The sequence below is a fragment of the Enterocloster sp. 210928-DFI.2.20 genome (assembly GCF_020554465.1).
Classification (GTDB): Bacteria; Bacillota; Clostridia; order Lachnospirales; family Lachnospiraceae; genus Enterocloster; species Enterocloster bolteae.
In genome coordinates this window covers 18,529-39,614 of sequence record NZ_JAJCHK010000019.1, presented here as the reverse complement: position 1 = coordinate 39,614, position 21,086 = coordinate 18,529, and the positions used below count along the sequence as shown (strand labels likewise).

Genomic DNA, 21,086 nt, shown 5'->3' with positions numbered 1-21,086 from the left:
GAGTAAATGCAGATGGATTACAGAATCTTATTACAGGAAGAGAATGATGCCGTAAGGGAGCGCTACGAATTGTCTATGGAGCGTATCAGGTCCATGGATACAGAGGAGATGGGGCTGCCTTACGGCTGTTATTTTAAGAAGGTTTCGGCTTTTATCCGCAGGATAGAGCGACTGGCAAAGCGGGTGGAAGAAACCGGTTTAAGCGGGGAGGACGGGCTGGAGGGGACTTCTTTGACCCTGGAGGCGCTGCAGGAGGAAAATTACGCCCTGTACCAGGACATTCTGCCTGAAAATTACAGGGAGAGCTTTGCCAATCCGGATTACGCGGTGGAGGTTTTGGGGGATGGCTACGGCCAGCTTTTATCCTTTCTCTATACGGAAATCCGGGCTGATATTGTATATGCCTTTGAGATGCGGCTTATGAATATCACCATACTGAATGAGCTGTTCCTGGAAGTGTATAACCTTTTTGCCCAGGCATGGGAGGAGGGAAAAAATGCGCCTCTGGAGCAGCTGATTAAGGATTCCCTGTACTGGTTTGTCAGCGATTATGCGGAGGTCACCGTGGACTGGCGGATTCGGGAGGGACTGGATCCGGCCCTTTCCTTTGGAACAGATATCGTGATGAAGCGGGATTTGACTGATTTGCGGTATCTCTATGCCTATGGGGAATATGTTTCGGAGACAGAGATAAAGCTTGCCTCTTTCATGAACAGTCTTCCCCAGGAGACCATTGACCAGATGGCATCCACTTATACGGAAGGATTCAGGAAGGGGTTTCAGGTCATGGGCAGGGACCTGAAGAAAAAACGGACCGTTGTGGTGGAATTCCAGTTGGGCTTTGAGCGGATGATCCGCAGGGCGGTGGAGTACTTCCGGGAGATGGGACTTGAACCCATCTGTTACAGGGCAGCGGTGGAGTCCGTGAACCGCAGGGCGAACGGACGCAGGGGATATTACGGCACATCTCCCAATAAGCAGTACGATTATGACCATCGTTATGACAGCGCCCTTTATATGGGCAATGCTTTTAAGGAGAGAAAGCTGGCCGTTCTGCGGTCCGCCTATGAGACCTACCGGAAGGAAGCCGCCTGGTGCGCGGGCCCTGCCCTGGTGGAGACATTTGGTGAGGAAGGCTTTGCTCCTGAGAATAAAAAAGCGGCCCTGGCCCTCAACGCCCATCAGGAGGCGCTGACCCTGGCTTATGCCAATGAATCCAGGCAGATTGTAAATCAATATATGCCGGGAGACGAGACCAGCTTTACCATCATTGCCTTTCCCAAACCAGAGATTGGGCCGGATTTCGAGGCTGTTTTCAGGGAAACCATCCGGATCAATACACTGGATTATGAGAAGTACCAGAAAATACAGCAGTGTATCATCCAGGCACTGGATGAGGCCGGCTATGTGCTCATAACAGGCCGTGACGGCAATGAGACATCCATGAAGGTGGCTCTCCACCCCTTAAGGGACAGGGAAAAGGAGACTAATTTCGAGAACTGTGTGTCCGATGTGAACATTCCGTTGGGAGAGGTTTTTACATCCCCCATATTGAAGGGGACAGAAGGACTGCTGCACGTAAAGAATGTTTATGTGGAGGATTATCAGTTCAGGAATCTGCGCATGGTGTTTAAGGATGGTAAGGTGACGGAGTATTCCTGCGGGAATTTTGAGGACGCCGGGGCTGCCGGAGCTGCTGGAAATGATAAGGACGCCGGGGGTGCCGGGGACGCCCGCAGACAGGGCCAGGCCCTTGTGAAGCAGGTCATTATGCGAAACCATGACTGGCTGCCTTTGGGCGAGTTCGCCATCGGTACCAATACTACGGCCTATGCCGTGGCCAGAAGGTTTTCCATTGGCGATAAGCTGCCTATCCTTATTGCCGAAAAGATGGGGCCTCATTTCGCGGTGGGTGATACTTGCTACAGCTTTGCTGAGGATTCGCCCATGTATAATCCTGATGGCAGGGAGGTCATTGCCAGAGACAATGAGATATCCCTTCTTAGAAAGACAGATATGTCCAAGGCATATTTCAGCTGTCATACAGATATCACCATTCCCTACTCGGAATTAGGGGATATAAAGGCTGTCAGGGCAGATGGAAGCCGGATTGATATTATCCGTCAGGGCAGGTTTGTGCTGGAAGGCACAGAGGAGTTAAATGAGGCTCTGGATGAAGCGGATGACGGCGCGGCCGGGTTAGATTGTGAATAACAGTATGATTCGATGATGGATGAGGGAGACACTGCTCCGGTTGTGGGGGAGGGTGTGCTCTATATTAAAAAATCACTTGTACAATCCAATTCATGGATGGAACAAGTGATTTTTTCTGTTATACTAGATAAAAGGAAATAAAAAGGAAAATAAAAAGAAAAAGGAAACAATTTTCCTGTGACCCCGAAACAGAAATGGTTCCTGCGTATTCTATGGTAAATGGAGGTGATATCTTGGGGGAAGAGCACCAGATAGTCCGTTTGGTCTATGAGGCAAAGAAGAGTCCGGAAGCTGCTGACAGCCTGATTGACCAGTATATGAATTTCATACAGGCAGAGACAGTCCGCTTTACCCAGGGAGCTCCAACCCAGGTCAGGGAGGACCAGCTTAGTGTGGCCATGTTTGCCTTTTATGAGGCGGTCCAGGGGTATGAGCGGGGAAGAGGCGCGTTTCTGCCTTATGCTGCCGCGTCCATACGCAACCGGCTCATAGACTACATCAGGAAAGAGGGGCGCCATCAGGGATTGGTTTCCTTTGATGCCCCGGCAGGACAGGAGGATGATTCCCATGCCCTATTGGAAGTAACGCCTGATGAGAAAAACGGAATCCAGCTGTGGAATGTGAGAACGGCTACCAGGGAGGAGCTGGATGAGTTCCGAAGGAATCTGTCTGAGTATGGCATCAGTCTGTCTGATGTGGCGGATAACTGCCCCCGGCAGGACCGTACCCTCAGGGCATGCCACAAAGTGCTGGAGGCTGCCAGGAGCCATCCCAGGCTGCTGGAACACCTGATACAGAACCGCAAACTTCCCGTTGCGGAGCTGGCAGAGCTGTCCGGCGTATCCAGAAAGACCATGGAACGGCACCGGACGTATCTGGTTGCCATTTTGCTGGCTTATACCAACGGATATGAAATCATCCGGGGACATCTGTGTCAGATATCACCGGGAAAGGAGGGAACCGTATGACTTATCTTGTAATGGAGTGCCATCCGTCATATGCCATTGTCCTTGACAATGAAGGCAGAATGATAAAGGCAGCCAATCTGGGTTACCAGGAGGGCCAGGTGGTAGGAGAGATAATTGCCCGGCAGACACCAAAGGCTCCCATCCTGTTCCGTCTTGCTCCGCTGGCCGCGGCTGCCTGCCTGTGCCTGGCTGTATTGGGAGGCGGGGCCTATGGCGCATACGGAATGCCGTATGGTACAGTGGAGGTGAGAATCAATCCAGATGTGAAAATGTCTGTGAGTTATATGGATCGCGTAGTTGGCCTGGAAGGTGTGAATGAGGACGGAAAAAAACTCATTGACCAGGTGTCATATAAGGGAAGAAACTCAGAATATATGACAGGTATATTGGTGGAACGGGCCATGGAAATGGGATATCTGACCGAAGGAGGGACCATATATGTGGCGGCATCCGGCGGGAGCGAGCGCTGGAAGGCAAAACGGGCCGATGCCATACGTACAGGGCTGGACACCCTTTTAAAGGATGGTATGCCGGTGGAAGTACATGTGGAAAGCATAGGAAAGGACAGCCCCCCCGCAGCCGCCCCCCATCATAAGGGTGAGATACCCGGAGGAACAGGAGGGGATAAGCCGGCATTCATCGGAATGCCTCCGAGAGGAACGGGGGAAGATGCAGACGGCAATGGTGAAGATGACAGGGACGAGGATGAGCGTGGGGATGACACTGAAAATGATGATGAAGAAAATGATGCTGACCCCGATAAGTATGATGAAGATGATGGCGATGACAGGGAGGAAGATGCCGGTAAAGATAAAGCTGGTGATAAGGATGACGGCAGGGACGATGACGACAGGGATGATGACGACAAAGACGATACGGATGACAGAGATGATGATATCAAAAAAGCCAGGGATAAATCCGGCAGAAACAATGTGGTGAGACAAAGCAGCGGTGCAGGCGATGATAAGGATTTGGATGATTCGGATGAAAGAGATAATGGGAAGGCCGGAAATGGATTAAATGATAACAGAGACCGGGACGAAGATGACGGCGGGGAGCATTCTGACCAGGACGATTCCGATGAAGGAGACTCTGATGAAGACGATATCGACGAAAACGATTCCCAAGAAGAGGATAACGACGGGCATGAGGATGGAGAAGATGATAAGGACGAAGATGAGGACGACGATGACTGATATCATGTGCTGGTCATGCAGCGTGTCATGTAACGTAAGAAAATAGAAGAGATGCCGCCGGGCGGAAATACCGCCAAATGACTACGGTATGGCCAAAAGCAGGACGGAACCAGATGGGCTGGGATATACTCCATCTGGTTCCGTCTTTATGTTATTACCTGCGGCAAAGCAAAAGCCGCAGCGTATTTATGGAGAAGAGTAATCCCCAATGTGTATTATGCGGTTTGCCCAGCTGCGGTAAAAGGATTCTTCATGGGAAACCAACAGTATGGTTCCGGGAAAGCTCTTAAGAGCTGCCTGCAGTGAATCCTTGGCCTGGATATCCAGGTGGTTAGTGGGTTCATCCAAAATCAAAAAGTTGCAGGGACTAAGCGTCAGAAGGCATAATTTGACCTTAGTCTGTTCGCCGCCGCTTAATGTGCCCATGGGCTGCACGGCCTGCCGGCTTAGAACCCCGCATCGGGTAAGATGCTGGCGTATCTTCTTAAGCGTGAGCTTCGGGTAGGCATTGGAGACAATTTGGACAGGAGTCAATGTATCATTTTCCCAGCTGAAATCCTGTCCGAAATATCCGATTGTAACCTGCTGTGAAAAAGCGAAGACCCCATCCAGGGGATTCAGGCTTCCCGTCAATGTTTTCAGCAGGGTGGATTTCCCGATGCCGTTAAAACCAGTGACCACCACCTTCTGTCCTCCGGTTACGGAAAAATCCAGATGGGACAAAATGGGATAATCATACCCCACAGATAAACGCTTTACGGACAAATGCAGGCATTTGGTCAAGGGAAGGCATTGGAAACAGAATTCCGGTTTGATTTCCTTTTGTTCCAGGGCCGCCAGCTTATCCATGCGGTCCAGCTGCTTCTGCCGTCCGCGGGCCATCTGTGCTTTCCTGCCGGCTATGTTCTTCCGTATGAACTCCTCTGTTTTTTTGATTTCTTTTTGCTGCGCATTGTACTGCCTTATATGGTCCTCGCGCAGAAATGCCTTCTTTTTCAGAAACTCCGTATAGCTGCCGTAATACTTGGACAGCCTGCCGTTGTCTATATCGCAGATACGTGTGCATATCCGCTCCAGAAATGTGCGGTCATGTGAGACAACCATAAAGGCATTTTCAATCGCCGAAAGATAACCGCCCAGCCATTCCACATGTTCCTTGTCAAGGAAATTAGTTGGTTCATCCAGGAGAAGGACGTCCGGTTTTACCAAGAGAAGCTTGGCCAGGATGACCTTGGCTCTCTGGCCTTGACTCATGTCCTTAAGAGGACGGGACAAACCGATTGAGACCAGTCCCAGACCGGAAACCACCTGGGCAATATGGGTATCAATGGAGTAGAAACCGCTGCGCTCCAACTGCTCCTGAAAAAGTGATGCCTGGTTCAGAACCTCCATATTGCAGGATAATGCGGCCTCGTCATAAAGACGATTTATTTTGGCTTCAAGCTCATATAGGCTGCGAAAGGATGATTTTAAAAACTGCTCCATGGTCAAAACGTGATTGGTACAGGCATACTGGTCCAGATAACCAATGGTAATGCCCGGCTGCCAGGCCACGCGGCCTGAATCAGGGATGACCTGTTCCGTGCATATTTTGATAAGCGTACTTTTGCCGGTTCCGTTCTGACCCACAATCCCCATATGTTCCCCGCGGTTAAGGGAAAGAGCGGAATCACTGTAAAGGCGGCTGTCCCCATAAGAATGGGAAAGTCCTGTTATATCTAATAAACTCATAATTGAAACACTCCTTTTATATTTAATGGTGCTGCGCTGTATTGCAATGTATGGATGAGCGGTGAAAGCTGTATGGGAGGTGAAAGCTGTATGTGAGGAGAATGCTGTATGGGAGGAAACCGTATTGTTTGTAACCGGACAAAAAAGGCAGAAGGTAGATGCCAAATTTGCACCTGCCTTCTGCCGTATTACAAAATCATACGATTTCCTCACATTACAAAAGGCCATGGACAAAACATTGTCCATAGCCTTTTATGCACGGATAACCACGGGAAAAAAGAGCAATCAAACCGACGGCAGCCTACACTGCTGCCTCCAGTCCATTACTCAGTTTCCCGATGAAATCACGAAAGCGCATAAGATACGCCATACTCTGTACAATGTTTCATCGGTATGAATTGTACAGAGATCTCTTTCTTCCGAGGTTGATTTAATATATAAAAGCCCATACCTGCCTCTCCTTCATTACAATGCGGCAACTATATCACAGCCAACTGCATTTGTCAATATTTTGGCAGCAGCAATGAGAAGGGAAATAAAATAAAATTTTTTGTCCGCGACCCCGGTTTTACATTTTGTCTCACGTATTCTACGGATGTAGATAAATAAATCACAGCAGACAGGAGGAAAATAATTATGACGGCAAAGAGGATTAAAAAGGCAGCTATATTGGTGTGTGCAGGTTTCATGGCCCTTTCTCTGCCTGGTGTGGGCAGCACGGCACTGGGTGCGCCCTCCAACAGGGAAACAAGGATTCAGGAAGAAACATGGGGACGTGTGTTCCTCAGCGCAGGTCCGAAGATATCCCTTTCCTATGACAGGGAAGGAGAGGTCCTGGAGGCAAAAGGACTGAATCAGGACGGACGAAAATTATTAGAGGGGGCAGGGAATTTTGCCGGTGCGGACTGTGATACAGCTGTACGCAGACTGGTAAAGCGTATGGATGATAAGGGATGGTTCCGCGGAGACAAAAATGAGAAAGAGCTGCTCATTGAGTCTGAAAAAGGATCTGTTTATCCCAGGGCCGACTTCATGAAAGAGATAGAAGAGGCTGCATGGGAAGCAGTAAACAAAAACGGCATTGATATCACCATAACACTTAAGGATAACGGGAAACAGTCAGAACAGTTATATATAGGGAAGAATGAGGCGAAGCGGATCGCCATAAAGGAATTGGGGCTGAAGGAAAATGAACTGACCTACAAGGGATGTGACCTGGACGACGGTGTTTATGAATTGAGGTTTCTGGTAAATGGAAGGAAACTCGAGGTGGATGTAAATGCCGCTACAGGCAGGATTGCGGATGTGGACTGGGACAATGATACGGGAGCCTGGGATGATGACCGGTTTGACGATGATGACCGATTTGACGATGATGACCGATTTGATGATGATGACCGATTTGATGATGATGACCGATTTGACGATGATGACCGTTTTGATGATGATGACCGTTTTGACGATGATGACCGTTTTGATGATGACGACCACGATGATGATGACGATGACCGGCACGATGATGACCACGATGGCAATGACTACGATGACTGATGGATGATTGAGATTTTTAATGCCCGGCTAAGACGGCAGCGTGCAATGGAAGTTACGGATGATAGAATGTAATGCTGAGGTGCAATGTGTGATAATACTGAAGAAAGCCGCAGAGAAGTATGATTACTGATGCCAAGGAAAACATAATGATAAATTTTATATTTCTGGAATTGAGATAATGTTTGGAATTTATCAGCAGGCAATAGGATACCGGAAAGAAACTTGAAGGATTTTGCAGGGGAATGTACGGCGGACCCATATGGGCTCCATACCGGCATTCCCCTGCGTATTTTGTTCACCAGCCTGTGTCGGAAATGATAGCCTGGCTGATAGATGCAGGAACCAGGCAGTTTTAGGCAGATACATTACAAAAACAATTTAAAATGCAGAAGACTTTTTTCAAGTTTTATATTGACGGCATACGCATTTCCTAGTATTATGATTATAAGTAGAATTGAGCTATATAAAGATACTTATAAGAAAAACTAATAATAATTATCTACAAGGATAATGAGCTTTAGAAAAGGAGAATGAACAATGGCAAAAGTAGGAATTGTAATGGGAAGCGACTCTGATATGCCTATTATGGCAAAGGCAGCTGAGATTCTGGACAAGCTGGGCATTGATTACGAGATGACAATTATTTCCGCACACAGGGAGCCTGATGTATTCTTTGACTGGGCAAAGGCAGCTGAGGATAAGGGCTTTAAGGTTATCATAGCAGGTGCAGGCAAGGCTGCACATCTTCCCGGTATGTGCGCGGCTATTTTCCCTATGCCGGTCATTGGAATTCCTATGAAGACATCTGACCTGGGCGGTGTGGATTCACTGTATTCCATCGTGCAGATGCCAAGCGGTATCCCGGTGGCAACCGTGGCTATTAACGGCGGTGCCAACGCCGGAATCCTGGCGGCAAAGATACTGGCCACCTCCGATGCGGAGCTGCTTGCAAAGCTGAAAGCGTATTCCGAAAGCCTGAAGAACGATGTGGTGAAAAAGGCTGAGAAGCTGGAGCAGGTGGGCTATAAGGAATATCTTGCACAGATGAAATAAGACAGATTAAAGGAAACGGGCAAAGGAAATATCCAGCTAAATATAAAAGGGAAATAAAAGGAAATTTTAAAGGGAAATCAAATGAAATAGCAGATAAGAGAGGATAGAAACCATGATGGATTACAAGAAGGCCGGAGTTGATATTGAGGCAGGCTATAAATCAGTGGAACTGATGAAGGAATATGTAAAGGGAACCATGCGCCCTGAGGTATTAGGCGGCCTGGGCGGATTTTCAGGAGCATTTTCCATGTCCGCGTTCAAAGGGATGGAGGAGCCTACTCTGCTGTCCGGTACGGACGGCGTGGGAACCAAGCTGAAACTGGCATTCCTGATGGATAAGCATGACACGGTGGGAATCGACTGTGTGGCCATGTGTGTCAACGACGTGGCCTGCGCTGGCGGTGAGCCTCTGTTCTTCCTGGATTATATTGCCTGCGGAAAGAATGTTCCGGAGAAAATCGCTACAATTGTAAAAGGCGTGGCTGAGGGATGCAGGCAGTCCGGCTCTGCCCTGATTGGCGGAGAAACAGCAGAGATGCCGGGCTTTTATCCGGAGGATGAGTACGACCTGGCAGGATTCTCAGTTGGTATTGTTGATAAGAAGGACCTGATTACAGGCGAAAACCTGTGTGCAGGAGATGTTCTGATTGGAATGGCCTCTTCCGGTGTACACAGCAATGGTTTTTCACTGGTGCGCAAGGTATTTGAGAAGGAGCTGACAAAGGAAGGCCTGAATACATATTATGATGAGCTGGGGACTACCCTGGGCGAGGCGTTGATTGCCCCCACCAGGATTTATGTGAAGGCTCTGAGAAACGTAAAGGAAGCAGGCGTTACCGTAAAGGCGTGCAGCCACATCACCGGCGGCGGCTTCTATGAGAATATTCCGCGTATGTTAAAAGACGGCGTGAAGGCTGTCATCAGAAAGGACAGCTATCCCATTCCTCCAGTATTCAAGCTGCTGGCTGAAAAAGGGCGGATTGAAGAGCAGATGATGTATAATACCTATAATATGGGATTGGGTATGATAGTGGCCGTTAATCCTGCTGATGTGGAGAAAACCATGGAAGCCATGAAGGCGGCGGGCGAAGCTCCTTATGTAGTGGGCTCCATTGAAAAAGGAGAGAAGGGTGTATCCTTATGCTAAGAGTGGGCGTACTGGTATCCGGAGGCGGAACCAATCTTCAGGCAATTTTGGACGCCGTGGATCATGGTGATATTACCAATGCAGAGGTATCTGTGGTCATCAGCAATAATCCGGGAGCCTATGCTCTGGAGAGAGCCAGAAAGCATGGGATCCGGGCTGTCTGCATTTCTCCAAAACAGTTTCCCACCAGGGACGCGTTCAACCAGGCATTTCTTGCCAAAATAGATGAATATGATTTGGATTTGATTGTACTGGCCGGATTCCTGGTGATGATTCCGGCGGCCATGACTGAGAAGTATAAAGGGCGTATCATCAATATCCATCCATCCCTGATTCCCTCTTTCTGCGGTGTGGGTTACTATGGACTTAAGGTTCATGAGGCAGCCCTGGCCAGAGGAGTGAAGGTGACAGGGGCTACGGTCCACTATGTGGACGGGGGCATGGATACCGGCCCCATTATCCTCCAAAAGGCAGTGGAAGTGGAGGAAGGGGATACTCCGGAAATCCTGCAAAGAAGGGTTATGGAGCAGGCAGAGTGGGTAATCCTTCCTAAAGCAATCAACATGATTGCCAATGGGCAGTAACATCTCTTTGACAGTAGCGCACGCCATGTGTGCCATGTTTTCAGAATAAGGAGGAACGTCATGAAAGTATTGATAGTAGGCGGCGGCGGTCGTGAACATGCAATTGCATGGAAGATATCACAGAGCCCGAAGGTGGAGAAGTTATACTGCGCTCCCGGCAATGCGGGCATTGCCAAGGTGGCTGAATGCGTTGATATCGGTGTCATGGACTTTGAGAAGCTGGTCGCATTTGCCGGAGAGCAGGCCATTGATTTAGTGGTCGTAGGACCGGATGACCCGCTGGCAGCTGGTGCTGTGGACGCATTTGAAAATGCGGGCATCCGTGTGTTCGGCCCCAGGAAAAATGCTGCCATACTGGAAGCTTCCAAGGCATTTTCCAAGGATTTGATGAAGAAGTACAACATCCCTTCTGCCGCTTATGAGACCTTTGATTCTCCGGAAGCAGCCCTTGCATACCTGGAGACAGCTCCCATGCCTATCGTGCTGAAAGCAGACGGTCTGGCGCTGGGGAAGGGCGTTCTTATCTGCAGCACCAGGGAGGAGGCAAAGGAAGGCGTCAAGACCCTGATGCTGGATAAACAGTTTGGCTCTGCTGGTGACAGGATTGTGATTGAGGAGTTCATGACAGGACGGGAGGTATCCGTACTCTCCTTTGTGGATGGAAAGACGATTAAAATCATGACTTCAGCCCAGGACCACAAGAGGGCTAAGGATGGGGACCAGGGACTGAACACAGGGGGAATGGGAACATTTTCACCCAGCCCATTCTATACGGATGAGGTGGATGCATTCTGCAGAAAGTATGTGTACCAGTCAACCGTAGACGCCATGAAGGCAGAGGGCAGGGAATTTAAAGGAATCATTTTCTTTGGTCTGATGCTGACGGAAAACGGCCCCAAGGTGCTGGAGTACAATGCCAGGTTTGGAGATCCGGAGACCCAGGTAGTGCTGCCCAGGATGAAGAATGATATTGTGGATGTGTTCGAGGCCTGCGTGGACGGAACCCTGGACCAGATAGAGCTGGAATTTGAGGACAATGCAGCCGTATGTGTGGTTCTGGCATCAGACGGATACCCGGAGCATTATGATAAAGGATATAAGATAGACGGCCTGGACCGGTTTGACGGACAGGACGGGTATTATGTATTCCACGCCGGAAGCAGGTTCGATAAGGACGGGAATATAGTGACCAACGGCGGAAGGGTGCTGGGGGTTACAGCAAAAGGAAATACTCTGAAGGAAGCCAGGGAAAATGCTTATAAGGCAACGGAGTGGGTGGAATTTGGGAATAAGTATATGAGGCATGATATTGGTAAGGCGATTGATGAGGTTGGAGTTGTGATGTAGATGACACTTGTGGTTTGCGGAGAAAAAATACATATTTGACCACAATATGTTGTGGTTTTAGAACGAAAAAACGGTAAAATTGGGTTTGCTTTTGGCTGTGAATTTAAGGGTAAAAACCGCATAAGTGTAGATGACATCCCCTGGTTTGGGTAGTGAACCAGGGGATTTTCTATTTTCTGGAAGTTATTTTGTCTACGTTTATTGGAGATTACTTTGATGGGGATGGATTATGAGATGGGATGTAAATTATTTTATTTTGTTGGTTATCGGGGTGATAACCGATATTTATTAAATTGTAACTTGTACATCAGTATAAGAAATAACTATGTTTTAAAAATTTGAGAATAGGGATTTTAATTGTATGTTGGTAGTTTACGATAACTGATGGGGCCGGATGAAAACAATGTATAAATGTAGGCTGTGATAGAAGGATTGTGCATGATAGAGGGCAGTCCTTTTTTTGCTTCAAATAATAATGAAGCAAACGGAGCGGTTGGTTTTCCAGAGATGTGGAGGAGAGTTGCCTGAACGGATAGATGAGAACAATGGATTTTAGAAGATATTCTAATAGGTGGTTCAAAATTTTATAATATACGGTTTCTTTTAGATAATAAATATTGATATACCAATATGCAAACTTATAGAGATTATAATTTTTAATAATATATGAAAAATAGAGAAAAACCACCAGCTGGTTTGGATAATATATACAAAAAACAACCTGCCTGCCATATCCTCAGCCATATGAATCAATGGGATCTGCCGGCAGTCAGCGAAACTGCAAAATGCCGGCCGCCGTATATATACGGGACCATGAAAATTCACTTTGTCTGTTATAAGCTATTTTTATAGGTGTGTATAAATTGTGCCGATTTGATTTCGCCATTTTTCGGACTTACAATACAAACTATCAAGGCAACCATCACGGGCAGCCGGAAATTAGGAACGGGCTGCTTCGGAACAAATAAGAGAAGGAGGTATTTTTCATGAGCATGATTGGCATTGTTCATTCCGGGATTACGGTAAAGGATTTGTCTGTCAGTATTCCTTTTTACCGGGATGTACTGGGGCTGGAGTTGATTAAACAAGAACCCCCTAAAGCTTCCAGGGGTGAGAAGCTGGGGGTTCCCGGAGCAAAAATCCGGATTGCTGTTTTTGGCATACCAAACAGCAAAGCGACGCTGGAACTGATTGAATATATTGAGCCGGCCGCCCCCAACCAGTATGGAGGACCTGTTAACGCATTGGGACAGGTTCATGTGGCGTTTAAGGTGGATGACATTGAAAAGACCATGGAGCATATGATTGCATGTGGTGTCAGGTTTACTTCCAATGAGTATGAAACCATCACGGACGGTCCCCTGGCCGGCTGGAAATGGATTTATTTTAAGGACCCGGACGGGACTAATATGGAGCTAATTGAAGTTACGGATCAGTTTCATTAAAGACTGTGTCAGGCCTCATGTAGTGTCAGCAAACTAAAATGAATAGGAAAAGGAGATTTAAACATGAAATCTGGATTTAATGGTGTGGATTTTGAAGACAATATTAACTTTGACCGTATGCGCAAGGCAAGGCTTGCCAGAGCTAAGAAATATTTGAAGGAATCAGGACTGGGTGCATTGCTGTGCTATGACTTTGACAATATACGCTATATTACCGGCACCCATGTGGGTGAGTGGAACAGAAATAAGATGAACCGGCATTGTCTTCTTATTGATGGAATTGACCAGCCTATCCTGTTTGATCCAGCCTGCCCGTCCAAAAGGCAGAGGGTGTCATGGCTGCCCTCTGAAAATATCATGCCGGCTGTAGGTTCCATGCGGGGCTCTATTCCCGCGGAAGCAGGCATGGTGGAGCAGGAGGCAAGTGAGATTATATCCTATCTGAAAGAGTATGGCGCGGATAAAAAGGTTCTGGGAATTGACATCGTGGACATCCCTCTTTACAAAGCGTTGGAAAAGGCCGGAATTACCATTGGGGATGGACAGGCGCCTATGGTGGAGGCGCGTATGATTAAAACCCCGGATGAAATTGAGCTGTTAAAATGCTCTGCTGCCATGGTGGATGCGGTATATTGGCAGGTTGCCAAGCATCTGCACCCAGGCGTAACTGAGAATGAGATGGAGGGATTGATTCAGGGCGAGCTTTTCCGTATGGGTGCTGAATCTGTGGAATTTGTCAACTGCATCTCCGGAATGCGGGGGAATCCACACAGCCATACCACCTCAAACCGTATGATACGGCCGGGTGAGCTGGTGTACTTTGATGTGGGCAATGTATATAACGGTTACCATACCTGTTATTACCGCACATTCTCCTGCGGCAGACCTACCAAGGCACAGGAGGAGGCATATGCAAAGGCTCTTAAATGGATCCGGGATGGCATATCCGTGATTAAACCGGGTGCAACGACAGCTGATGTGGTGGCTATGTGGCCAACTGCCCAGGAACTGGGCTTTAAGGATGAGAAAGAGGCATTTCTGCTTCAGTTTGCTCACGGCATAGGTTTAGGACTCTGGGAGAAGCCGGCTATCTCACCACTGTTTTCAAAGGATCATCCGTTTGAATTTAAGCCGGGCATGACCTTTGCAATTGAGACATGGTGTGCTTCCGCCGATGGTTCAGGCTCCGCCCGTATTGAGGAGGAGATTGTAGTCACGGAGACAGGTCATGAGGTCATCACCAAGTTCCCGTCTGATGAGATTACTTCCTGTGGTTTCCCGGGATGCCTGTTTCCGTAAGGAGAACGGCCGGTTTTCTAATACAGAAAGTGAGAATTTAAAATATGGTAGAAGTTATTATGAAGCCGATCCTGCACGGCTATAAAACATGCAGAGAATTTGCTGACGAATTCAAATTAGGGGATAAGGACCTGATTTTGACCAATGAATATATTTATACCCCGTATTTTGGACAGTTAGGGCTGTCATGCCATACCCTTTTTCAGGAGCAGTATGGGGCGGGGGAACCTACCGATGTGATGGCGGAGGCCATTATGGCGGATGCGTTAAAAACAGGGGCCCGACGCATAGTGGCTGTGGGCGGGGGCACCATCATAGATCTGGCAAAGGTGCTGGCTGTGGCCGGAGATGAAACCATTGACAGTCTGTATGATAAGGCTCCTGATTTGGAAAAGCGGCGCCAGCTTGTCATTGTTCCCACAACCTGTGGAACAGGCAGTGAAATGACGGACATTTCCATTTTAAACCGTACGCGCATAGGGACTAAAATGGGCCTAGTGGGGCCTGCAATGTACGCGGACAACGCGGTTCTTATACCGGAACTTTTAAACAGTCTTCCCTTTGGCGTGTTTGCGGCCAGTTCCATTGACGCCCTTGTCCACGCGGTGGAGTCCTCCCTTTCTCCCAGGGCCACACCTTATACGAAGCTGTTCAGTTACAAGGCCATTGAGATGATTATAAAAGGATACCAGACCATAGCGTCTCATGGCAGGGAGGCCAGAATTCCCCTTCTGGAGGATTTTCTCATTGCCTCCAATTATGCGGGCATAGCCTTCGGCACTGCCGGATGCGCGGCTGTCCACGCACTGTCCTATCCTCTGGGGGGCCAGTACCATGTAGCTCACGGAGAATGCAATTATGCCATGTTTACAGGGGTGCTCCTGGCTTACATGGAAATAAAAAAGGATGGGGAAATCGCTGTTTTAAATCAATTTCTGGCAGACCTGCTGGGGTGTGATGCGGCGGATGTGTATGACAGGCTGGAGGAGCTTTTAAACCAGATACTTCCCAAAAAGGCTCTCCATGAATATGGCATGAAACCTGAAGATATCGGGAAATTTACCGAGAGCGTGATGACTACCCAGGGACGTCTTATGAGCAATAATTTCGTGCCCCTTAATGCGGAACAGGTGAAGAAGGTATATGCAAAACTGTATTGATAGCTGAAATGAATCATTTTTTGTTTGGAGGTAACTTAATTATGAGTGGAAAAAAAGAAAAGGATCTGGCCAGGCAGTTCTATACGGTTATGTACCGCACCCGGCGCTTTGAAGAGGAAGTGTTTGAATTCTACAAACGCGGCCTGATGCCCGGCCTGGCCCATCTGTACCTGGGAGAGGAAGCGGTTGCGGCCGGTGCGTGTGCGGCTCTCAGAGAGGATGATTATATTGGGTCCACACACCGGGGGCACGGTCATCTGGTGGCCAGAGGGGCGGATTTAAAACGCATGATGGCTGAAATACTGGGTAAGGAGACGGGGTATTCCAAAGGGAAGGGAGGTTCCATGCATATCATGGCCATGGATAAAGGCATACTGGGGGCCAACGGCATCGTGGGCGGAGAGATTCCTATTGCAACAGGAGCAGCTTACTCATCCGTGCTGCGGGGAACAGACCAGGTTACGCTGGCGTTCTTCGGGGATTCCGCGTCCAACGAAGGCACGTTTCATGAATCTGTCAATATGGCGGCCGCATGGAATCTTCCTGTAGTCTATATTATCGAAAATAATCTGTTTGGTATTTCTGTGGATATCCGCCGGGTTACCAAGGAACACGACCTCTATAAGAGGGCCCCGGGCTATGGCATTCCGGGAGAGTGTGTGGATGGGAATGATGCGTTTGCTGTCTATGAAGCCGTAAAGAAAGCAGTGGAGCGGGCAAGAAAGGGCCAGGGGCCCAGTCTTATCGAGTGTAAAACCTACCGCTGGCAGGGGCACCATGTAGGCGATCCAGGAGAGTACCGGGCGCCGGAAGAACTGTCCGCCTGGAAGGCGAAGGAACCGCTGGTGGTTATGAAGACAAAGGGGCTACTGACCGATGAGGAAATCAGTGAGATTGAGACGGCGGTTAATAAGGAAATCGCTGAGGCGTGCAAATTTGCCGAGGAAAGCCCTTATCCGGAGGAAACAGAAGCTTATGCCGATGTATTCGTGGATTAACATTTGATTGTCAGAGAAATGGAGGTTTATACATAATGAGAGAATTGATGGTTCGTGATGCAATCCGTGAAGCCCTGGATGAGGAGATGGCACGCGACAGTTCCGTATTCCAGATGGGAGAGGATATAGGCGTAATCGGCGGCAACTTTAAATGTACGGAAGGTCTGATGGAGAAATACGGGGATTTGCGCGTAAAAGACACCCCTATTTCGGAGCAGGGCTTTGTGGGTATGGGGGTAGGCGCTGCCCTGACCGGTATGCGTCCTGTAATTGAGCTGATGTTTGCCGATTTTCTCATGGTCTGCGGCGACCAGCTCTTTAACCAGATGGCCAAGATTACATACATGTCCGGCGGTCAGTGCAATGTACCCATGGTAGTCCGGATGCCTTTAGGCGGCGGCCGTTCCTCGGCAGCTCAGCATTCCCAGTCGCTGCATGCGTGGGCCGCCCATATTCCCGGGGTCAAGGTGGTCCTGCCGTCCACGGCGGGAGAATGCAAGGGCCTTTTAAAGACAGCTGTCCGTGACAATAATCCGGTTATGTTTTTTGAACATAAAATGCTTTATACCACTAAGTTTAACGATGTGCCCGAGGCGGATGAGGATGTCTGCATACCATTTGGAAAGGCCCGAATCGTGACTGAGGGAACGGATATTACGGTGGTTGCCAACTCCATGATGACCATTAAGGCTGAAAAGGCCATCCGGAAACTTCAGAAGGATGGTGTCAGCGCGGAACTGATTGACCTTCGAACTATAGTACCCCTGGACACGGAGACTATCGTCCGCTCCGTTAAAAAGACAGGCAAGCTGCTTATTATCGACGAGGGTCATGTAAGTTTTGGCATTACGGGAGAAATTGCAGCCCGCATAATGCCGGAGGTATTCTATGATTTGGAGGCCCCCATTGAGAGGATGGGAACATCGGATGTGCCGCTGCCATTCAGCCCAGCTCTGGAGTTTCCTCTTATTCCGGATGAGAAGAAGATTGCGGCTAAGATTCGCCAGATGGTCTAATGTATATAAAACGAGTATTGCACGCAGGCGCCTGAAGACAGGCGCCGGGTGCTTATAACGAGGAGGAAATTGCTATGGCAGAAGTTATAATCATGCCCAAGCTGGGGTTTAACATGGATGAGGGAGAGCTTGTCAGGTGGCATAAGCAGACAGGTGATTCTGTAAAAAAGGGTGAGGTGCTGTTTGAGATTAATACGGACAAGACCACCATGCCAGTGGAAGCCACTGCTGACGGCACGGTTCTGAAAATAATGCTGGAGGAGGGGCAGTTTGCCGATGTGTTCACACCCATTGCGGTAATCGGCGCTCCGGGGGAGGACCCGGATGCGGCCATCGCTTCCCATAACGGCCAGGAGCCGCCTGCTGCTCCGGCTGATTTGAAAACGTTAAAACTGACGCCTAAGGCGCAGCGGCTTGTAAAAGAAGAGGGGTTGGAACCCGCCCAATTGGCGGGTATAGAAGGCACAGGCTTTGAGGGCGGCATTACCTATAAAGATATCAAGGCATCGCCTCTGGCCAGAAAAGCAGCGGCTAAGATGGATGTGGATCTTTCGGAGGTTAAGGGGACAGGACCTGCCGGAAAGATTATGAAGGAAGACGTAACAGCGGCAACAGCGGCCCATGCAGTCTCTGCACGGCCGCAGGAAAATTCCAACCTGCTCATTGATTCCACCGCTCCCTACAAAGGCGTGCGAAAGATTATCGGTGAAAAGCTGGCCCACAGTAAATTTACCGCTCCACATTTGTATTTTACCGATACCGTAGATACAACCAATATGACTGCGTTCAGAAAAGAGCTGAATGAGAAAAGTGATGTGAAGATTGCAGTTTCCGATCTGCTTATTATGGCGGCCTGCAAGGCTCTGAAAAAATTCCCTGGCATTAACGTCACCCTGAAGGATGACAAAATCATTACCTACAAATCCATTAATATAGGCACGGCAGTGGCCGGGGATAACGGACTTGTGGTTCCGGTTATCAAGAACGCCCAAACCAAGTCCCTTACCCAGGTGGCGGCGGAAAACCGCGATTTGGTGTCCAGGGCCAGGGAAGGAAGGCTTGCCCCGGAAGAATACAGTGAGGGAACATTCTCCATCTCTAATCTGGGCATGTTCGGTATTGGCAACTTTACCGCCATCATCAACGCCCCGGAAGCAGCCATTTTGTCTGTGAGCTCCGTGAGGAAGACACCAGTGGTGGTGACGGACGAAAACGGAGAGGACGCCATTGTAATTCGTCCAATCATGAATATCCAGCTCTCTGTGGACCACAGGCTGATAGACGGACTGCTGGCTTCCCAGTTTGTGGAATACATAAAGGGGCTGTTAGAGGACCCGATTCATATACTAATTTAGCCGGAAGGAGGCAATGGTCATGGCAGAGTTTGAGGTAACTGTAATCGGAGCCGGGCCCGGTGGATATGAGACCGCCATCAAGGCTGCGCAGATGGGAAAGAAAACATGCATTATTGAAAGTACATATTTTGGGGGAACCTGCCTGAATGTGGGCTGTATCCCTACTAAGACGCTGATTAAGTCAGCCGAAGTGTTAAGCCAGGTGCGGGAGGCAGCGGACTTTGGCGTAGATGGAGTGGACCCGGACCAGGTGTTCGTGGACATGAAGAAACTAAGTGCCCGCAAAGCATCGGTTGTAAAAACCCTTGTGAGCGGTGTGAAGGGTCTTTTAAAAGCAAACAAAGTAACAGTCGTGGAGGGCAAAGCCTCCTTTGTGGATACACATACCGTCCTGGTGGGAGAGAGGAACATAACCAGCGATATCTTCATTATTGCCACCGGATCCAGTGTGTTTATGCCGCCATTCATAGCTCAGGAGGGAGATAACCATGTCATCACCAGCACGGAAGCCCTGGACTTTGACTCTGTCCCGTCTTCCATTGCTGTGATTGGAGGCGGCGTGATTGGAGTGGAATTTGCATTTCTTTTCAACAAACTGGGCAGCCGGGTTACGGTACTGGAGCTTATGGACCATATCCTTCCCATGGTGGATCCTGAGGTGGGAAGAATGGCCCAGAAACGCCTTGGCAAATCCGGGGTGGATTTCCGCTTGGGATGCAGAGTAAAAAAGATAAAGAACAATACGGTCTATTATGAACTGGACGGAAGAGAGGAGAGCGTTAAGGCGGATGTTATCCTGATGGCGGTGGGACGGATTCCCAACACTGAGGGACTTAACACAGAGGAAATCGGCATTGAGATGGACCGCGGGGCCATTAAAACAGACGGCTTTCTACGCACCAACATACCTAACATCTATGCAATCGGAGACGTGAACGGCAAGGTAATGCTGGCCCACACGGCATCCCATGAGGGAATGACGGCCGTGGCTCATATATGCGGCGAAACAGGTGAAGAGATGAACTATAACAGGATTCCCTCCTGCATCTACCTGGATCCTGAAATTGCATGTATTGGTATGACAGAACCTCAGGCCCGTGAACAATATGGCGACAAGATAAAAGTAGGCCGCTTTCACATGGCTGCCAATGGAAGGTCCCTGGTGGAGGGAGATACCGATGGAATGTTCAAGGTGATTGTGGACAGTGAGCTTGGCGAGATATTGGGTGTCCATCTCTATGGAAAACATGTTACCGAAATGATAGGAGAGGTTTCCGCCGCCATGACCGCAGAGGCCACCGCGGAAGAAATTATCCATACCATTCATCCCCATCCAACGGTCAACGAAGCCCTGGGTGAAGCATTCATGGCCGCCTGGAACGGCAGGGCCATCAACTCATGACGCGGATCATTTGTTTGGGAGACAGCCTGACATATGGTTACGGCATTCCCCGGTCCCAGGTATGGACAGCGCTTTTGGCTGCCCGTACCGGGATGGAGTGTGTGAACCGGGGAGTGAACGGCACCACCACCGGTGGGATGCTTGCCGTCATGACCGGAGAATTGGAGAAACTCCATTATGACGCGGTGATTCTCATGGGGGGAAGCAACGATTTAGCCTATGGCAGGGATTTAACCGGAGCCAGGGCTAACATGGGAGCAATGGCACACATTGCCATGTCCGCCCGGGTCTGTCCGTTTATAGGCGTTCCCTTAAGGCCATGTCCGCCTGTGCGGTCAGACTGGTCGGCCTGGGCAGACACGCAGGAGGTCAGAATGCTCAGGGAGGAATACAGCTGCTGGCTGAAAGAGCTTTGCGGGATGTTCCGGCTCCCCGTGATTGATTTTGAAGGGGAGTTTCCCAGACGGACGGAAAGCCTGGGAGGCACACTTCGGGAGTATTACCTGGAGGATGGCCTTCATCCCAATAAAGCCGGCCATGAGCTGATGGCAGACATTGCCGCCAGGGAAATATCTTCTGCTTTAGAGCGCGTATCAGACAAGAACTAACCTGGAAGGGAG

General features: G+C 49.1%; 18 protein-coding genes. 17 read left to right on the top strand and 1 reads right to left on the bottom strand.

Annotation, left to right across the window (positions count from 1 at the left end; genetic code table 11):
- Positions 1 to 12: 12 nt before the first annotated feature.
- The 3 genes from LI015_RS16990 (at position 13) to LI015_RS16980 (ending at position 4,378) form a co-directional block, all read left to right on the top strand.
- Positions 13 to 2,214, top strand: a complete 2,202-nt coding sequence (locus LI015_RS16990; RefSeq protein WP_227125796.1) for an aminopeptidase — start codon at positions 13 to 15, stop codon at positions 2,212 to 2,214.
- 233 nt (positions 2,215 to 2,447) lie between these two features.
- The gene (locus LI015_RS16985) at positions 2,448 to 3,182 is read left to right on the top strand and encodes a sigma factor (RefSeq protein ID WP_227125795.1); all 735 of its coding nucleotides are present in this window, start codon (positions 2,448 to 2,450) and stop codon (positions 3,180 to 3,182) included.
- Positions 3,179 to 4,378: an anti-sigma-I factor RsgI family protein gene (locus LI015_RS16980; protein ID WP_227125794.1), complete on the top strand. Its 1,200-nt coding sequence runs from the start codon at positions 3,179 to 3,181 to the stop codon at positions 4,376 to 4,378. The genes LI015_RS16985 and LI015_RS16980 overlap by 4 nt, the downstream gene beginning before the upstream one ends.
- 186 nt (positions 4,379 to 4,564) lie before the next feature.
- Here LI015_RS16980 and LI015_RS16975 read toward each other — a convergent pair whose 3' ends face one another.
- The gene (locus tag LI015_RS16975) at positions 4,565 to 6,109 is read right to left on the bottom strand and encodes an ABC-F family ATP-binding cassette domain-containing protein (protein WP_227125793.1); all 1,545 of its coding nucleotides are present in this window, start codon (positions 6,107 to 6,109) and stop codon (positions 4,565 to 4,567) included.
- 61 nt (positions 6,110 to 6,170) lie between these two features.
- Here LI015_RS16975 and LI015_RS16970 point away from each other — a divergent pair, with 61 nt between their 5' ends.
- The 14 genes from LI015_RS16970 to LI015_RS16905 all read left to right on the top strand — a co-directional run bounded on the left by LI015_RS16970 (position 6,171) and on the right by LI015_RS16905 (position 21,074).
- Positions 6,171 to 6,506, top strand: coding sequence for a hypothetical protein (locus LI015_RS16970; protein WP_007037094.1), 336 nt, complete (start codon positions 6,171 to 6,173; stop codon positions 6,504 to 6,506).
- Positions 6,507 to 6,745: 239 nt separating this feature from the next.
- The gene (locus tag LI015_RS16965) at positions 6,746 to 7,660 is read left to right on the top strand and encodes a PepSY domain-containing protein (RefSeq protein ID WP_002572766.1); all 915 of its coding nucleotides are present in this window, start codon (positions 6,746 to 6,748) and stop codon (positions 7,658 to 7,660) included.
- Positions 7,661 to 8,197: 537 nt separating this feature from the next.
- The gene (gene purE, locus LI015_RS16960) at positions 8,198 to 8,713 is read left to right on the top strand and encodes a 5-(carboxyamino)imidazole ribonucleotide mutase (protein ID WP_002572765.1); all 516 of its coding nucleotides are present in this window, start codon (positions 8,198 to 8,200) and stop codon (positions 8,711 to 8,713) included.
- A gap of 112 nt (positions 8,714 to 8,825) precedes the next feature.
- Positions 8,826 to 9,860, top strand: a complete 1,035-nt coding sequence (gene purM / locus LI015_RS16955; RefSeq protein WP_227125792.1) for a phosphoribosylformylglycinamidine cyclo-ligase — start codon at positions 8,826 to 8,828, stop codon at positions 9,858 to 9,860.
- Positions 9,854 to 10,444: a phosphoribosylglycinamide formyltransferase gene (gene purN, locus LI015_RS16950; protein ID WP_002565035.1), complete on the top strand. Its 591-nt coding sequence runs from the start codon at positions 9,854 to 9,856 to the stop codon at positions 10,442 to 10,444. The genes purM and purN overlap by 7 nt, the downstream gene beginning before the upstream one ends.
- A gap of 60 nt (positions 10,445 to 10,504) precedes the next feature.
- Positions 10,505 to 11,791, top strand: a complete 1,287-nt coding sequence (purD, locus tag LI015_RS16945; RefSeq protein WP_227125791.1) for a phosphoribosylamine--glycine ligase — start codon at positions 10,505 to 10,507, stop codon at positions 11,789 to 11,791.
- Positions 11,792 to 12,777: 986 nt separating this feature from the next.
- Entirely contained in the window at positions 12,778 to 13,236 is a 459-nt protein-coding gene (locus tag LI015_RS16940; RefSeq protein WP_227125789.1) for a VOC family protein, read from the top strand.
- A gap of 63 nt (positions 13,237 to 13,299) precedes the next feature.
- Positions 13,300 to 14,535 (top strand): M24 family metallopeptidase, encoded by a 1,236-nt coding sequence (locus LI015_RS16935; RefSeq protein WP_227125787.1) that lies wholly within the window; start codon positions 13,300 to 13,302, stop codon positions 14,533 to 14,535.
- 44 nt (positions 14,536 to 14,579) lie between these two features.
- Entirely contained in the window at positions 14,580 to 15,695 is a 1,116-nt protein-coding gene (locus LI015_RS16930) for a 4-hydroxybutyrate dehydrogenase (protein ID WP_227125785.1), read from the top strand.
- Positions 15,696 to 15,736: 41 nt separating this feature from the next.
- A complete protein-coding gene (locus tag LI015_RS16925; protein ID WP_227125784.1) occupies positions 15,737 to 16,693 on the top strand; it encodes a thiamine pyrophosphate-dependent dehydrogenase E1 component subunit alpha in 957 nt (318 codons plus the stop codon).
- A gap of 35 nt (positions 16,694 to 16,728) precedes the next feature.
- Entirely contained in the window at positions 16,729 to 17,709 is a 981-nt protein-coding gene (locus tag LI015_RS16920; protein WP_227125782.1) for an alpha-ketoacid dehydrogenase subunit beta, read from the top strand.
- Between the two features lie 74 nt (positions 17,710 to 17,783).
- Complete coding sequence (locus tag LI015_RS16915; protein WP_227125781.1) at positions 17,784 to 19,064, top strand: dihydrolipoamide acetyltransferase family protein; 1,281 nt, start codon at positions 17,784 to 17,786, stop codon at positions 19,062 to 19,064.
- A 19-nt stretch (positions 19,065 to 19,083) separates the two neighbouring features.
- A complete protein-coding gene (lpdA, locus tag LI015_RS16910) occupies positions 19,084 to 20,466 on the top strand; it encodes a dihydrolipoyl dehydrogenase (protein ID WP_227125779.1) in 1,383 nt (460 codons plus the stop codon).
- On the top strand, positions 20,463 to 21,074 hold the full coding sequence (locus LI015_RS16905; RefSeq protein ID WP_227125777.1) for a GDSL-type esterase/lipase family protein: 612 nt from the start codon (positions 20,463 to 20,465) through the stop codon (positions 21,072 to 21,074). The genes lpdA and LI015_RS16905 overlap by 4 nt, the downstream gene beginning before the upstream one ends.
- Positions 21,075 to 21,086: the final 12 nt, after the last annotated feature.

What these genes read in the sequence shown, in the direction of transcription:
- LI015_RS16920 (WP_227125782.1), top strand. Translation starts at nt 16,729, where the DNA reads ATGAGAGAATTGATGGTTCGTGATGCAATCCGTGAAGCCCTGGATGAG.
- LI015_RS16905 (WP_227125777.1), top strand. Translation starts at nt 20,463, where the DNA reads ATGACGCGGATCATTTGTTTGGGAGACAGCCTGACATATGGTTACGGC.
- LI015_RS16975 (WP_227125793.1), bottom strand. Translation starts at nt 6,109, where the DNA reads ATGAGTTTATTAGATATAACAGGACTTTCCCATTCTTATGGGGACAGC.
- purD (WP_227125791.1), top strand. Translation starts at nt 10,505, where the DNA reads ATGAAAGTATTGATAGTAGGCGGCGGCGGTCGTGAACATGCAATTGCA.
- LI015_RS16915 (WP_227125781.1), top strand. Translation starts at nt 17,784, where the DNA reads ATGGCAGAAGTTATAATCATGCCCAAGCTGGGGTTTAACATGGATGAG.
- LI015_RS16940 (WP_227125789.1), top strand. Translation starts at nt 12,778, where the DNA reads ATGAGCATGATTGGCATTGTTCATTCCGGGATTACGGTAAAGGATTTG.
- LI015_RS16925 (WP_227125784.1), top strand. Translation starts at nt 15,737, where the DNA reads ATGAGTGGAAAAAAAGAAAAGGATCTGGCCAGGCAGTTCTATACGGTT.
- LI015_RS16965 (WP_002572766.1), top strand. Translation starts at nt 6,746, where the DNA reads ATGACGGCAAAGAGGATTAAAAAGGCAGCTATATTGGTGTGTGCAGGT.
- LI015_RS16980 (WP_227125794.1), top strand. Translation starts at nt 3,179, where the DNA reads ATGACTTATCTTGTAATGGAGTGCCATCCGTCATATGCCATTGTCCTT.
- lpdA (WP_227125779.1), top strand. Translation starts at nt 19,084, where the DNA reads ATGGCAGAGTTTGAGGTAACTGTAATCGGAGCCGGGCCCGGTGGATAT.
- LI015_RS16930 (WP_227125785.1), top strand. Translation starts at nt 14,580, where the DNA reads ATGGTAGAAGTTATTATGAAGCCGATCCTGCACGGCTATAAAACATGC.
- LI015_RS16990 (WP_227125796.1), top strand. Translation starts at nt 13, where the DNA reads ATGGATTACAGAATCTTATTACAGGAAGAGAATGATGCCGTAAGGGAG.
- purE (WP_002572765.1), top strand. Translation starts at nt 8,198, where the DNA reads ATGGCAAAAGTAGGAATTGTAATGGGAAGCGACTCTGATATGCCTATT.
- LI015_RS16935 (WP_227125787.1), top strand. Translation starts at nt 13,300, where the DNA reads ATGAAATCTGGATTTAATGGTGTGGATTTTGAAGACAATATTAACTTT.
- purM (WP_227125792.1), top strand. Translation starts at nt 8,826, where the DNA reads ATGATGGATTACAAGAAGGCCGGAGTTGATATTGAGGCAGGCTATAAA.
- purN (WP_002565035.1), top strand. Translation starts at nt 9,854, where the DNA reads ATGCTAAGAGTGGGCGTACTGGTATCCGGAGGCGGAACCAATCTTCAG.